14 protein-coding genes and 1 other RNA gene are annotated in these 12728 nt (G+C 62.9%); 5 read left to right on the top strand and 10 right to left on the bottom strand.

Translation table 11 applies throughout. The features are described 5' to 3' along the window. Together BM317_RS14565 and BM317_RS14560 are read right to left on the bottom strand one after the other, a co-directional pair. Positions 1-235, bottom strand: a 235-nt coding sequence (locus BM317_RS14565; RefSeq protein ID WP_139236032.1) for a transposase, incomplete at its 3' end; no start/stop codon positions are given. Positions 236-695: 460 nt separating this feature from the next. Then, positions 696-1673, bottom strand: a complete 978-nt coding sequence (locus BM317_RS14560; protein ID WP_092474748.1) for an NADPH:quinone oxidoreductase family protein — start codon at positions 1671-1673, stop codon at positions 696-698. 150 nt (positions 1674-1823) lie between these two features. Here BM317_RS14560 and BM317_RS14555 point away from each other — a divergent pair, with 150 nt between their 5' ends. After that, entirely contained in the window at positions 1824-2240 is a 417-nt protein-coding gene (locus BM317_RS14555) for a flagellar basal body-associated protein FliL (RefSeq protein WP_060743112.1), read from the top strand. Positions 2241-2300: 60 nt separating this feature from the next. Here the strand turns inward: BM317_RS14555 and BM317_RS14550 are convergent, their stop codons facing one another. The 4 genes from BM317_RS14550 to BM317_RS14535 all read right to left on the bottom strand — a co-directional run bounded on the left by BM317_RS14550 (position 2301) and on the right by BM317_RS14535 (position 7634). Next, the gene (locus tag BM317_RS14550) at positions 2301-3419 is read right to left on the bottom strand and encodes an ABC transporter permease (RefSeq protein WP_060740129.1); all 1119 of its coding nucleotides are present in this window, start codon (positions 3417-3419) and stop codon (positions 2301-2303) included. Then, entirely contained in the window at positions 3419-6142 is a 2724-nt protein-coding gene (gene rbbA / locus BM317_RS14545) for a ribosome-associated ATPase/putative transporter RbbA (RefSeq protein WP_092474744.1), read from the bottom strand. Before rbbA ends, BM317_RS14550 begins: the two co-directional genes overlap by 1 nt. Next, positions 6139-7104: an HlyD family secretion protein gene (locus BM317_RS14540; RefSeq protein ID WP_060740131.1), complete on the bottom strand. Its 966-nt coding sequence runs from the start codon at positions 7102-7104 to the stop codon at positions 6139-6141. The genes rbbA and BM317_RS14540 overlap by 4 nt, the downstream gene beginning before the upstream one ends. A gap of 80 nt (positions 7105-7184) precedes the next feature. Next, positions 7185-7634: an EVE domain-containing protein gene (locus BM317_RS14535; RefSeq protein WP_092474740.1), complete on the bottom strand. Its 450-nt coding sequence runs from the start codon at positions 7632-7634 to the stop codon at positions 7185-7187. Between the two features lie 195 nt (positions 7635-7829). On the opposite strand from BM317_RS14535, the gene BM317_RS30710 reads away from it, so the two are divergent. Continuing rightward, positions 7830-7976 (top strand): hypothetical protein, encoded by a 147-nt coding sequence (locus BM317_RS30710; RefSeq protein WP_092170509.1) that lies wholly within the window; start codon positions 7830-7832, stop codon positions 7974-7976. A gap of 23 nt (positions 7977-7999) precedes the next feature. Here the strand turns inward: BM317_RS30710 and BM317_RS14525 are convergent, their stop codons facing one another. From BM317_RS14525 to BM317_RS14510, 4 genes are all read right to left on the bottom strand, one after another. Next, positions 8000-8617: a 5-formyltetrahydrofolate cyclo-ligase gene (locus BM317_RS14525; protein WP_092170514.1), complete on the bottom strand. Its 618-nt coding sequence runs from the start codon at positions 8615-8617 to the stop codon at positions 8000-8002. 117 nt (positions 8618-8734) lie between these two features. After that, a non-coding RNA gene (ssrS, locus tag BM317_RS14520) (6S RNA) lies at positions 8735-8914 on the bottom strand. A 30-nt stretch (positions 8915-8944) separates the two neighbouring features. Then, a complete protein-coding gene (locus tag BM317_RS14515; RefSeq protein WP_039590276.1) occupies positions 8945-9262 on the bottom strand; it encodes a cell division protein ZapA in 318 nt (105 codons plus the stop codon). Then, positions 9259-9468 carry a TIGR02449 family protein gene (locus BM317_RS14510; protein ID WP_003177365.1) on the bottom strand — a complete coding sequence of 70 codons (210 nt, stop codon included), beginning with the start codon at positions 9466-9468 and terminating at the stop codon, positions 9259-9261. The genes BM317_RS14515 and BM317_RS14510 overlap by 4 nt, the downstream gene beginning before the upstream one ends. A 130-nt stretch (positions 9469-9598) precedes the next feature. On the opposite strand from BM317_RS14510, the gene BM317_RS14505 reads away from it, so the two are divergent. From BM317_RS14505 to ubiH, 3 genes are read left to right on the top strand one after another with little or no spacing between them, the layout of a single operon-like run. Next, positions 9599-10153, top strand: a complete 555-nt coding sequence (locus BM317_RS14505; RefSeq protein ID WP_092170518.1) for a YecA/YgfB family protein — start codon at positions 9599-9601, stop codon at positions 10151-10153. 24 nt (positions 10154-10177) lie between these two features. Further along, complete coding sequence (pepP, locus tag BM317_RS14500) at positions 10178-11512, top strand: Xaa-Pro aminopeptidase (RefSeq protein ID WP_092474737.1); 1335 nt, start codon at positions 10178-10180, stop codon at positions 11510-11512. Further along, on the top strand, positions 11509-12696 hold the full coding sequence (gene ubiH / locus BM317_RS14495) for a 2-octaprenyl-6-methoxyphenyl hydroxylase (RefSeq protein WP_092170527.1): 1188 nt from the start codon (positions 11509-11511) through the stop codon (positions 12694-12696). The genes pepP and ubiH overlap by 4 nt, the downstream gene beginning before the upstream one ends. Positions 12697-12728: the final 32 nt, after the last annotated feature.

Raw genomic sequence — 12728 nt, 5'->3', positions numbered from 1 at the left:
GCATCTGATCGAACGTTCCCTGATTTCGCCAGCCGCGAAACCGTTGATACACCGTTGACCATGGGCCGAAGCGCTCCGGCATGTCTCGCCACGCAGCACCTGAGCAAAGCACCCAGAGCACACCATCGAGCATCAGGCGGTCGCTCAGGCGCGGCCGCCCTCGGCCATGAGTTTCGATGAAGAGGTCGGAGACCACACCCCAGGCCTCATCCGAGAGTTCGTAACGCTTTGCCATCACAGAATTCCTTTCCGTCGATGGCGGAGGACTCTACAAAATCTCAGCGTTTGAGGGGCGGCAATTGGGTTTCTCGGGATTTCGTACAGAACCTAGGAGGCCCCTCGTACGGACCCCAAGCGCCTTGGAAATATACCTCGGTGGAATTTTTACCTTTGATCGATAAAGGACCTATCTCGTATGAGCCAGGCCCCAATTGTTTGTGAGGTCCTAAATAAGTATTCGCATCGCACATATGACTTATCCATGTCGGCTTGTCCGTAACTGAATGGCTCCCCGCTGCTATGGGGTGCTGTTGTGTGCGAAGAAGGTTTGCGTATTTTTTCGGCGAGGGTGCGGTATATATCTACCGCCAAATCGGTATTTATTGACGGTTGCTGAGAATTCCAGTGCAGGGTAATAAGAAAGAAAAAGCCAGAACCACCTCATCAGTGGTTCTGGCCTTTCTGTCCGCTTGGTTTCAACGCACCTGCACAACCACCTTACCCACCGCCTTGCGTTGGCCAAGATCATTGATGGCTTGTGCCGCGTTGCTCAGCGGGTACACCTGCGACACCAGCGGCTTGAGCTTGCCCTCGGCGAACCAGCCGAACAATTGCTGGAAGTTGGCGGCGTTGTCCTGGGGTTGGCGTTGGGCGAAGGAGCCCCAGAATACGCCCACCACGGCGGCGCCCTTGAGCAGGGCCAGGTTCACCGGCAGTTCGGGAATGCGCCCGCTGGCAAAGCCCACCACCAGCAGCCGGCCGTTCCAGGCGATGGCGCGGATGGCCTGGTCGAACAGGTCGCCACCCACCGGGTCGTAGATCACATCGGCGCCTTGGCCGTCGGTGAGGCGCTTGATTTCATCCTTCAGGCTGGTTTCGCTGTAGTTGATCAGTTCGTCGGCGCCGGCTGCCTTGGCCACGGCAAGTTTTTCCGCGCTGCTGGCGGCGGCGATGACCCGGGCGCCCATGGCCTTGCCGATTTCCACGGCCGCCAGGCCAACGCCACCGGAGGCACCGAGCACCAGCAAGGTTTCGCCGGGTTGCAGGTTGGCCCGTTGCTTGAGGGCGTGCATCGAGGTGCCATACGTCATGCTGAAGGCGGCGGCGGTGTTGAAGTCCATGGACGCGGGAATCGGCAACACGTTGTAGCCCGGCACCGCCACTTGTTCGGCAAAGCTGCCCCAGCCGGTCAGCGCCATCACCCGGTCGCCGACCTTCAAGTGGCTGACCTTCTCACCCACCTCGCTGACCACGCCCGCCGCTTCGCCTCCGGGGGAAAACGGGAAGGGGGGCTTGAATTGATATTTGCCCTCGATGATCAGCGTGTCAGGGAAATTCACCCCGGCGGCGTGCACGTCCAGCAGCACTTCGTTCTTCTTGGCGACGGGGCTGGCGACGTCTTCCAGCACCAGCGATTCGGCGGGGCCGAATTCTTTGCACAGCACGGCTTTCATCAGGGCTATTCCTTTGGGAGTGATGGCCGATAAGTGTAGGTGTGAGAGACAACGGGTCAACGAGCATGCCCCGCCCTGATAGCCGGCCATAAGCTTGTGCTTGAACGGTGGGGCGGTATGCTGGGCCGCAAACCGGATGAGGAGTCAATTGTGAAAGCGCGGATCATGTTGATGCTGGCCCTGTCGTTGCCTGTGGCGGCAATGGCCGAAGAGGCCAAGGAAGCGAAAGAGGGCGAGGCACCGAAAGTCAGTTACATCACCCTCAGCCCGCCATTCGTGGGCAACTATGGCTTGGATGGCACGGCGAAGCTGAAGGTCTACAAGGCCGATGTGGCCCTGCGCGTGACCGGTGACGCCGCCGCTGCGGCGGTCAAGGCCAACGAGCCGCTGATTCGTAACCAATTGGTGGCGTTGTTCGCCCAGCAGACCACCGAGACGATGAACAACCTCGAAGCCAAGGAAAAGCTGCGCCAGGAAGCCTTGAAGCAGACCCAGCAGGTCATGAACGACGAGACCGGCAAGCCGATGGTGGACGATCTGTTGTTCAACAACCTGATCATTCAATAAGCGCCGGCACCCAGCCTCGGGCAGGGCCTGGGTTTCCAGGGCCTGCCCGAGGCTTTTCTATCAAGAGGCCAGGCTTTTACGGAACCGCCCCAGGGCGATAGCGAAGAACGACAGCCCGATGGCCGCCAGTGCCAACAGGTCCGGCCAGACCACGCCAACCCCTGCGTCACGGAACAGGATCGCCGCGCTGAGGCTGACGAAATGGGTCGACGGCGAGCCTTGCATCACCCATTGCAACCATTGCGGCATGCTGTCCAGCGGAGTGCTGCCGCCAGACAACAGCAGCATCGGGATGATCACCGGGATCGACAGCAAGCCGAACTGCGGCGTCGAGCGCGCCAGGGTGGCGAGAAAGATACCCAGGGCGGTACTGGCGAACAGGTAGAGCGCCGTCACCAGCAGGAACAGCAGCATGGAGCCGGCGAGCGGCACGCCCAGGGCGAACTTGACGATGATTTCCAGCGACGCCCAGGTGCACAGCACGACCACCAGCATGTTGCTCCAGATTTTCGCCAGCATGATTTCCAGGGCCGTCAGTGGCAGCACCAACAGATGATCGAGGGTGCCGTGCTCGCGCTCGCGCAGCAGTGCGGTTCCCGTCAGGATGATGGCCAGGATTGTGATGTTGTTGACGATCTGGATCACCGCCAGAAACCATCCCCCCTCAAGGTTGGTGTTGAACAGCGCACGGGTGGTCAGCCTGATGGGCGTTTGCTCGCTCGCTTGCGCCTGGCCGCTGTAGGTCAGCAACTGCTGTTGGAAAATCCGTCCGATGTAGCCGGCCCCCATGAACGCCTGGCTCATGGCCGTGGCATCGACGTTCAGTTGTAACGCCGGTTCGCGTCCGGCAAGCAGGTCGGCCTGGAAGTTGGCGGGCACGTTGATCACGAAGGTGTAGCGGCCACTGTCCATGACCTTGTCCAGTTCGGCATAGGGCAGTGCCATCGGGGTCTGGAACTCCGGTGGTTGCAGGGCCTGGGCCAGTTGGCGCGAGAGGAGGCTCTGGTCTTCATCCACCACCGCCACGCTGGCGTTGTGAACGCCAATCACCGAGCCTGCGGCCGGCATATAGATCGCCACGGTGAAGGCGTAAGCCAAAAACAGCAGCAGGACCGAGTCGTACCGCAAGCTGGTCAGTTCCTTGAGGCCCAGGCGCCAGATGTGTGAAAGGGTGCGCATCAGGCCTCCTGCTTCTTCAGCATGACCAGGCTGAGCCCGGTGAACCCCAGGAAGAACCCGAACAACGCCAGGCATTGCGGCCATAGCTGGCGCAGATCCAGGGCCTTGGTGAAGGTGCCGACGGCGATGTCCAGGAAATGGCCGGCGGGGAACAGTTGGCCCATCACCGATGCTGCGCCTTCCAGGGACGAGCGCGGCACGATCAGCCCGGAGAACTGGATGGTCGGCAGGCTGGTGATGATCATGGTGCCGAGGATCGCTGCGATCTGGGTGCGGGTGAACGCCGAGATCAACAAGCCCATGCTGGTGGTCGCCAGCACGTAGAGCAGGCCGCCCAGTGCCAGCGTCAGGCCGCTGCCCTTGAACGGCACGCCGAACAGCCAGCGATTCATGGCCGTCAGCAGGGCCAGGTTGACCAGGCTGATGACCAGGTAGGGGGCTTGTTTGCCCAACAGGAACTCCAGGCGGGTCAGCGGTGTGGCGTAGAAGTTGGTGATCGAGCCCAGTTCCTTCTCCCGCACGATGCCCAGGGCCGTCAACATGGCGGGAATGAACGCGAGGATCAGTGCCATGACCCCCGGTCCGATGGCATTCACACTGACCACGTCCTGGTTGTAGCGAAACCGGGTTTCCAGCTTGGCCGCGGTGTGCGGGGGGCGCGCCGGGCTGCTCTGTTCGGCCCATTGTTCGAGGTTGGCCAGGTGCACGGCCTCGACGTAGTTGCGACTGGTCTCGGCGCGGAACGGCATGCCGCCGTCCAGCCAGGCGCCGACGGTGGGTTGCCGGCCGGCGTACAGGTCGCGACCGAAACCGGGCGGTATTTCCAGGGCCAGCTTGATTTCCGAGCGTTGCAGGCGCCGATGCAGTTCGTTGGCGTCGCGGATAGCCGGTTGCTCCTCGAAATAGCGCGAGCTGCGAAAAGCTTCCAGGTAGGTGCGACTTTGGGGGCTCTGATCCTGGTCGAACACGGCGAAAGCGAGCTTTTCCACGTCCAGGGAGATGCCGTAGCCGAAGATCACCATCATGAACAAGGCACCGAGCAGGGCGAATGCCATTCGCACTTTGTCCCGCAGCAGTTCCTTGCCTTCCCGGCTGGCGACGGCCAACAGGCGACCGAGGCTGAGGCCGTGCCGGTCCCGTGGGGTGTCGGCCTGGTCGAGGGCCACGGGGGTGGAGTCTTGCTGCGCCTCGCCCTGGGCCTGTTCCAGGCAGGTGACGAACGCGGCTTCCAGGGTCTGGCCGTTGAACTGCGCCTGCAGGGCCGCTGGCGTGTCGCAGGCCAGGACCTTGCCGGCGTGCATCAGCGAAATACGGTCGCAGCGCTGGGCTTCGTTCATGAAGTGCGTGGAGAGGAAAATCGTCACGCCCTGTTCGCGAGACAACTCGATCAGCAGGCGCCAGAAGTCATCCCGGGCGGCGGGATCGACGCCGGAGGTCGGTTCGTCGAGGATCAGCACTTCCGGGCGATGCAGCACTGCCACCGCCAGGGACAAACGCTGGCGCAGGCCCAGGGGCAATGCCCCGGAAGGCTGGTCGGCGAGCTCCTGCAACTTGAAACGTTGGATCAAGTCTTCGATGCGGCTGGTGCTTTCGGTCTTGGGCAGGTCGAACAGTTTCGCGTGCAAGGTCAGGTTCTGGCGCACGCTCAGCTCGCCGTACAGCGAGAAACTCTGGGACATGAAACCCACCCGTTTGCGAGTGGCGAGGTCCTTGGCGTTGACCGGATTGCCCAGCAGGCGTGCGCTGCCTTCACTGGCAGGCATCAGCCCGGTCAGCACTTTCATGGTGGTGGTCTTGCCGCAACCGTTGGAGCCCAGGAAACCGAAAATCTCACCACGACCAATCGCGAAGCTGACGTGATCGACCGCAGTGAAATCACCGAAGCGCAAGGTGAGGTCATGGGCTTCGATGGCGATGTCGGCGGTGCTTTCGCCCCTGGGTGGGATCGTCAGCGGCTCGGCGTCGTGGCCGCTGTCGCCCTGGAAATGGGTGAAAGCCGAGTCGAGCTTGCCGTCTGGCGTGACAACGGCCAGGTCCGCGCTCAATCCCTGGGCGATCAAGCGACCGTTATCGAGCATCAGGCAATGCTCGAATTGTTCGGCTTCTTCCATGTAGGCCGTGGCGACCAGCAGGGTCAGTTGCGGTCGTTGGCGGCGCACGTCTTCTATCAGTTCCCAGAAGCGTCGCCGCGACAGCGGGTCCACGCCAGTGGTGGGTTCGTCGAGAATCAGCAGGTCCGGCTCGTGGATCAGGGCGCAACACAGGCCGAGCTTCTGTTTCATGCCACCGGACAACTTGCCCGCCGGGCGGTCGGCAAAACGCTGCAGGTCGGTCGCCAGCAGCAGCGTGCCCATGCGTTGTTCGCATTCCGCCCGCGATAGTCCGAACAGCGTGCCGAAAAACCGGATGTTCTCGCGTATCGACAGATCAGGATAAAGGTTGCCCCCCAGTCCTTGAGGCATGAAGGCGATACGTCGGTAGAGCGTGTTGCGATGATGCCGGTCCTCGATCGATGCACCCAGTACGTCCAGTTCGCCGTGCTGGAGTTTTTTCACTCCGGCAATCAATCCCAGCAGGCTCGACTTGCCGGCCCCGTCCGGGCCGATCAGGCCGCAGCGAGTGCCGGCGGGCAGATGGAAAGCGATGTCGTCCAAGGCGACATGGGCGCCGTAGCGGTGCTTGAGGCCCGAGGCACGCAGCGCCGGTTCGCCACCGGTGCTCATTGCAGGTTGGCCGGCCAGTCGATGGGGGCGATGCGCAGGTAGCCGGCACCCGGCATGCCGGGTTTGGCCTGGGGCACCTCGCCGGGCCGGGTCAGGCGTACCTTGACGCGGAACACCAGCTTCTGGCGTTCGTCACGGGTTTCGACTTCCTTGGGGGTGAACTGGGATTTTGCCGCGACGAAGCTGATCGTGGCCGGCAGCGGTCGCTCGGGCAGGGCGTCGAGCAGCACTCGTGCTTCGTCGCCTACCGCCAGTTTCCCGGCCACGGAGGCCGGCAGGTAGAGGTTCATGTACTGGTCGTTCGGATCGATCATCAGCAGCACCCGTCCGCCAGCACCCAGCACTTCGCCCGGCTCGGCCAGGCGCAGTTGGATCACGCCGTCGATGGGCGCGCGCAAGCGGCTGTCGTCGATTTCGCTGGTCAGTTGCGCCACCTGGGCGAGGGTCGCGCCGATAGCGGCGTTTGCCGCCGATACCTGGGCCCGGGCCGCATTGACCGCGGCGTTGGCAGTGTCCATGCGGGCCTGCTGTTGGTCGATGACCTGGCCGCTGGCAAAACCACGCTTGAACAGTTCCCGGGTCCGCTGGAGTTCCTGGTGGGCGAGCAATTGTTCGCTCTGGCGCAGATGGACATTGGCCTCGGTGGCTGCGAGGTTTTCCCGGGCCCGCAGTACTTCGGCTTCGGCCTGGTTACGCTGGGCTTCCAGGGTTCGGGTGTCCATGCGCGCCAGTAACTGGCCTTTGACGACCTTGTCGCCCTCATTGGCAAGCACTTCGGCCAGGCGACCGGGGGTCTTGCTGGCGATCTGGACTTCGGTGGCCTCGAGGCGGCCGTTGCCCATGCTCAGGCCTTCCGGCAAACGGTCATGTCGGGACTTCCAGTAGCCGAACCCGCCGGCGGCCAACAAGACGGCCAGCAGGGCGAGGGCGAAGAAACGAGAGGTATGAGGGGGCGTCGACATGTCCGGCATCCTGCGGCTATAGCGTCCAGTTTGCTGGATCTTCTACCGCCCCAGCTTGATATCCATCAATACATGGATGTTCAGCGCAGGGCAATCACTGCCGCCCACTGCTCGGCGGTCACCGGCATCACCGACAAGCGCGAGCCTTTCTGCACCAGGGGCATCTCGGCCAGGGCGGCCTGTTGCTTGAGGTAGTCGAGCTTGAGGACGCGGGGGAAGGTCTCGACATGCGCCACGTCGATTGCGGCCCAGGGGTTTTTATCCGGGCCGGCCTTGGGGTCGAAATAATGGCTGTCCGGGTCCAGGGCCGTAGGGTCGGGATAGGCCGCCTGGATGATTTTGCCAATCCCGGCGATGCCTGGCTCGGGGCAACTGGAGTGGTAGAAAAAGAACGTGTCACCCACCGCCATGGCCCGCAGGAAATTGCGCGCCTGGTAGTTGCGAACGCCGTCCCAGCGGGCCTGGCCGAGCTTTTCCAGGCCCAGGATGGACAGTTCGTCAGGCTCGGACTTCATCAGCCAATAGGCCATGATTTTTTCTCCTGGGCGGTGGTTATCAAAATAGTTCGACGATTTTATGACAAACCGACAGTCGGTTGACGCCAGCATTTGCGTGTCGCTGCAGCTTGCCGCAAAATGCCGGCCTTCCAAGCTTGACGCTGCTGCACGGCCAATAAGAAAACCGCTGCTGTCATCGTGTGTGATATGCCTTGAGGGGGGCAATCGATGAAACGCAAACCGGATTTGTTGTGGATCTTGGTCATTCTGTTCGGACTGGGTGTCGTGACCACGGGTTACGCCCAGAGCCTGTGGACCAACAAGACCGAGGCGCCGGTGGATATCACCCAGCCCGCGCCAACGCTCAAACGCTGAACCTGCTTTCCAGGCGCCGCCGATTACTGCGGCGTCAACCCCGCGATATACCATTGCCTGTCGCTGACCGTTCCCTGCAGCGGCACGTCCCAGCTTGCCTGCGCCAATCGTTCGACCTTCTGGCATTCATGGGCTAGCCCCAACAGCGTTGGCTTGCGCCACTGCTTGCGTCGCGCCAGGTACGCCAGGCTGCGGTCGTAAAAGCCGCCGCCCATGCCCAGTCGACCTCCCGCATCGTCAAACCCCACCAATGGCAACAACACCAGGTCCAACGTCCAGACCTTGCGTTGCCGGGCGATGTTCTTGCGTGGCTCGGGGATGCGAAACCGGTTGGGCTGCATTTTTTCGCCGGGGTGGATGCGCTGGAACACCATCTTGGTCTGCGGCCACGGGCTGAGCACCGGCAGATAGGTGGCCTTGCCCCGGCGCTGGGCCGCGCGCAGCAGCAGGCGCGGGTCGATCTCGCCATCGTTGGGTAGGTACAGGGCGATGTGCTTCGCGCGGCGGAACAACGGATGCTGGGCCAGTTGTTTGTACAGTCCGCGGGCCGCTTGCCGTTGCTGGGCGGGCGTCAGGGCGCGACGGGCCTGGCGCAGCAGGCGGCGAAGTTGCGGGCGGGGCAGCGGCGCGGGTTCAGTCATGTCGAGGCTTCACGCAGTGGCGATGGCGCACAGCGTAACCGCAAAACAGGACGCTCAGAAATGCCTGCGCCCGGAAACGACAATGCCAGTCCGCATGGACTGGCATTGTCTGGAGTCAGGCTCCCCGGATGAACCGCTGTCGGCTTAGCCCTTGAACCCGAAAGTTCAAGGTGGAAGTTGCAGGAGGCGTTAAGGCTTTCCGTCAAGCGGACATGCACACCGGCCCCAACGTGCAACCCCCGTGGTTGTGCGTATCGGCTCAGGGACATCACCAACTGGCAAGCACCCCAGGGAGTGAGGCGAGTATACCCCAGGCAGCCTCGCGAATCAGCCCTTGCTGACGTCTGGATCGGTGGCGAGCACCAGATCCACCCGATCGAGCAGGTCGCGTACCTGCTCACGGGTCGAGCCACTGACCTGTACGTCCGGCGTATCCTGGCGATGCAGCAGGTCGTGGGTGATGTTCAAGGCGGCCATCACGGCGATGCGGTCGGCGCCGATGACTTTGCCGCTGCTGCGGATCTCGCGCATCTTGCCGTCCAGGTAACGGGCGGCGCTCACCAGGTTGCTGCGCTCTTCCTGGGGGCAGATGATCGAATATTCTTTGTCGAGGATCTGCACGGTAACGCTATTGCTTGAACTCATGAGTCTTGCTCCAGGGCCTTGAGGCGCGAAATCATCGATTCGACCTTACGCCGGGCGATTTCGTTTTTTTCAATGAGGTGCGCGCGTTCCTCGCGCCAGGTTTTTTCCTGAGCTAGTAGGAGTCCGTTTTGGCTCTTAAGTTGCTCGACCCGGTCAATTAGCAGTTCGAGTCTGGCCATCAGCGCTTGCAGGTCGGTGTCTTCCATTGTGTCCACTGAAGAATGTGTCTGATGGAGGGATGTGGGTCGCACAGCCTCTGATAGTCTTGGCGAGTCTGTCGATGTAGGATACAAGGCCTCCATTCTAGACATAGCGCCGTCTGGCGCCTAGCTGCCCATGCCCATTCAGAATTCCCCGTATCAAGCATTCGCCACCCTGCTGAGCACCAGCGGTCATCCTGTCTCGCCTGCCGAACTGCATGGCCTGTTGCTTGGCCGCAGTTGCGCCGGTGCCGGTTTCGATGCCGACGGCTGGTTGGCCGACGCCGCCGAGCTGCTGGAAGGCGAGCCGGCGGACAACGTCCGTAACGCGCTGATCGGCCTGCAGGAAATGGTCAAGGGCGAATTGACCAGCGATGACATGACCGTCGTCCTGCTGCTGCCCACTGACGACGCCCCCTTGGTCGAACGCGCCGCGGCGCTGGGCCAGTGGTGCCAGGGCTTCCTCGCTGGCTTCGGCCTGACCCGCCGCGAATACGCGCTGAGCGAAGAGGCCAAGGAAGTGCTGCAGGACTTGGCCGCGATCTCCCAGGTCCAGGATGCCCTGGAAGAGTCCGATGACGGCGAAAGCGACTACATGGAAGTGATGGAGTACCTGCGGGTCGCACCATTGCTACTGTTCACCGAGACCAAGAAAACCGATGCTGCGGCCCCCAAGCCGTCCTTGCATTAAATTCCAGAGGGACCCCGTCTGCCCATGATTCATATCCCGAAATCGGAATACAGCCGTCGCCGCAAGGCCCTGATGGCGCAGATGGAACCCAACAGCATCGCAATCCTGCCCGCCGCCGCCGTTGCGATCCGCAACCGCGACGTCGAGCATGTCTATCGCCAGGACAGTGACTTCCAGTACCTCAGCGGCTTTCCCGAGCCGCAAGCGGTGCTGGTGCTGATGCCCGGCCGCGCCCATGGCGAATACATCCTCTTTTGTCGTGAGCGCAACGCCGAACGTGAGTTGTGGGACGGCCTGCGCGCCGGCCAGGAAGGGGCGATCCGTGACTACGGTGCCGACGACGCGTTTCCCATTACCGACATCGACGACATTCTGCCGGGCCTGATCGAAGGCCGCGACCGGGTGTATTCGGCCATGGGCAGCAACCCTGAATTCGACCGGCACCTGATGGAGTGGATCAACGTGATTCGCTCCAAGGCTCACCTCGGCGCCCAGCCGCCGAACGAATTCGTTGCCCTGGATCACTTGCTGCACGATATGCGCCTGTATAAATCGGCGGCGGAACTGAAGGTCATGCGCGAAGCGGCGCGGATCTCCGCCCAGGCGCACATCCGGGCGATGCAGGCGGCGCGCCCGGGTTTGCATGAGTTCAGCCTGGAGGCCGAGCTCGATTATGAATTCCGCAAGGGTGGGGCGAAAATGCCGGCCTATGGCTCGATCGTCGCGGCGGGGCGCAACAGCTGCATCCTGCACTACCAGCAGAACGATGCGCTGCTAAAGGACGGCGACCTGGTGTTGATCGATGCCGGCTGTGAAATCGACTGCTACGCCAGCGACATCACCCGTACCTGGCCGGTCAGCGGCAAGTTTTCGCCCGAGCAGAAAGCGGTCTACGAAGTGGTGCTGGCCGCCCAGGAAGCTGCGTTTGCCCAGATCGCACCGGACAAACACTGGAACCAGGCCCACGAAGCGACGGTCCGGGTCATTACCGAAGGGTTGGTGCACCTGGGGCTGCTGGAGGGCGAGGTGGACGAGTTGATTGCCAGCGAGGCCTACCGGGCGTTCTACATGCACCGCGCCGGCCATTGGCTGGGCATGGACGTGCATGATGTGGGTGAATACCGGGTTGGCGGCGAGTGGCGGGTCCTGGAAATCGGCATGACGCTGACGGTGGAGCCGGGCATCTATATCAGCCCGGACAACCGCAGCGTCGCGAAAAAATGGCGCGGCATTGGCGTGCGCATCGAGGATGACGTGGTAGTGACCAAAACCGGTTGTGAAATCCTGAGCCGAGGCGTGCCGAAAACGGTCGCCGACATCGAGGCCCTGATGGCCGCCGCCCGGACGCAAGCGGCATGAGCCGGGTCAATCTGGCGATCATCGGCGGTGGCCTGGTCGGCGCGAGCCTGGCGCTGGCCCTGCAGGCCGGTGCCAAGGCCCGGGGCTGGAGGATCATCCTGATCGAGCCCTTCGCCCCCGGCGACGCCTGGCAGCCAAGCTACGATGCCCGGTCTTCGGCATTGTCCTACGGTGCCCGGCAGATTTATCAACGTTTGGGTGTCTGGCAGGAGATTTCCCGTCGCGCCGAACCAATCAAGCAGATCCATGTGTCCGATCGCGGACGGTTTTCCACGGCGCGGCTGTCGGCCATGGAAGAGGGCGTGCCGGCCCTGGGCTACGTGGTGGAAAACGCCTGGCTCGGCCAGTGCCTGTGGCAAGGCCTGGACCCGGAGGTGGTCAGTTGGCGCTGCCCGGCGCAGGTTACGCGTATGGAGCCATTGGTCGGCGGTTATCGCCTGACCCTCGACGACGAAACCACCCTGGAGTGCGACCTTGCCGTTCTGGCCGATGGCGGTCGCTCCAGCCTGCGCGAGCAGTTGGGCGTCGGGGTGCGCAGTCGTCCCTATGACCAGAGCGCCTTGATCGCCAACATCACCCCCAGCGAAGCCCACAATGGCATGGCCTTCGAGCGCTTCACCGATGACGGCCCGATGGCCTTGTTGCCGCTGCCGGAGAATCGTTGCGCGCTGGTCTGGACCCGCCAGGGCATGGACGCGCAACGGTTGGCGGCCCTCGACGAGCGCAGCTTCCTCGCCGAATTGCAGGGTGTGTTCGGTTATCGCCTGGGGACGCTGAAGCAGGTGGGTGTACGGCACCTGTACCCGTTGGCGCTGGTGGAAGCCGAAGAGCAGGTCCGTCCGCACCTGGCGATCCTGGGCAATGCCGCCCACAGCCTGCATCCGATTGCCGGGCAGGGGTTCAACCTGTCCCTGCGCGATGCCCAGGCCCTGGCCGATGCCTTGCTCGACAGCGATCGCGCGCCGGGGGATTTTGCCGTGTTGCAGGCCTACCGCGAGAGCCAGCGCATGGACCAGGCCCTGACCGTGGGCTTCTCCGACCAGGTCACGCGGCTGTTCGGCAGCAGCCTGCCGCTGGTGTCCCTGGGCCGGAACCTCGGCTTGCTGGGCCTCGACCTGCTGCCGCCGGCCAAGCGCTGGTTCGCCCGCCAGGCCATGGGGCTGGGGACGCGTCCCGATGCTTGAGGCTGGGGTGGTCATTTCTTTTCATGGGCGGC

The organism is Pseudomonas sp. NFACC24-1 (assembly GCF_900115235.1).
Lineage (GTDB): Bacteria > Pseudomonadota > Gammaproteobacteria > Pseudomonadales > Pseudomonadaceae > Aquipseudomonas > Aquipseudomonas fluorescens_AA.
Note: the sequence above shows the minus strand (reverse complement) of the source record. Positions and strands in the feature narration are given on the sequence as shown.

Excerpts from the sequence above, each read along its gene's own strand:
- pepP (WP_092474737.1), top strand. The coding sequence starts at position 10,178 with ATGATTCATATCCCGAAATCGGAATACAGCCGTCGCCGCAAGGCCCTG.
- BM317_RS14535 (WP_092474740.1), bottom strand. The coding sequence starts at position 7,634 with ATGGCCTATTGGCTGATGAAGTCCGAGCCTGACGAACTGTCCATCCTG.
- BM317_RS14515 (WP_039590276.1), bottom strand. The coding sequence starts at position 9,262 with ATGAGTTCAAGCAATAGCGTTACCGTGCAGATCCTCGACAAAGAATAT.
- BM317_RS14550 (WP_060740129.1), bottom strand. The coding sequence starts at position 3,419 with ATGCGCACCCTTTCACACATCTGGCGCCTGGGCCTCAAGGAACTGACC.
- rbbA (WP_092474744.1), bottom strand. The coding sequence starts at position 6,142 with ATGAGCACCGGTGGCGAACCGGCGCTGCGTGCCTCGGGCCTCAAGCAC.
- BM317_RS14560 (WP_092474748.1), bottom strand. The coding sequence starts at position 1,673 with ATGAAAGCCGTGCTGTGCAAAGAATTCGGCCCCGCCGAATCGCTGGTG.
- BM317_RS14540 (WP_060740131.1), bottom strand. The coding sequence starts at position 7,104 with ATGTCGACGCCCCCTCATACCTCTCGTTTCTTCGCCCTCGCCCTGCTG.
- ubiH (WP_092170527.1), top strand. The coding sequence starts at position 11,509 with ATGAGCCGGGTCAATCTGGCGATCATCGGCGGTGGCCTGGTCGGCGCG.
- BM317_RS14505 (WP_092170518.1), top strand. The coding sequence starts at position 9,599 with ATGCCCATTCAGAATTCCCCGTATCAAGCATTCGCCACCCTGCTGAGC.
- BM317_RS30710 (WP_092170509.1), top strand. The coding sequence starts at position 7,830 with ATGAAACGCAAACCGGATTTGTTGTGGATCTTGGTCATTCTGTTCGGA.
- BM317_RS14510 (WP_003177365.1), bottom strand. The coding sequence starts at position 9,468 with ATGGAAGACACCGACCTGCAAGCGCTGATGGCCAGACTCGAACTGCTA.
- BM317_RS14525 (WP_092170514.1), bottom strand. The coding sequence starts at position 8,617 with ATGACTGAACCCGCGCCGCTGCCCCGCCCGCAACTTCGCCGCCTGCTG.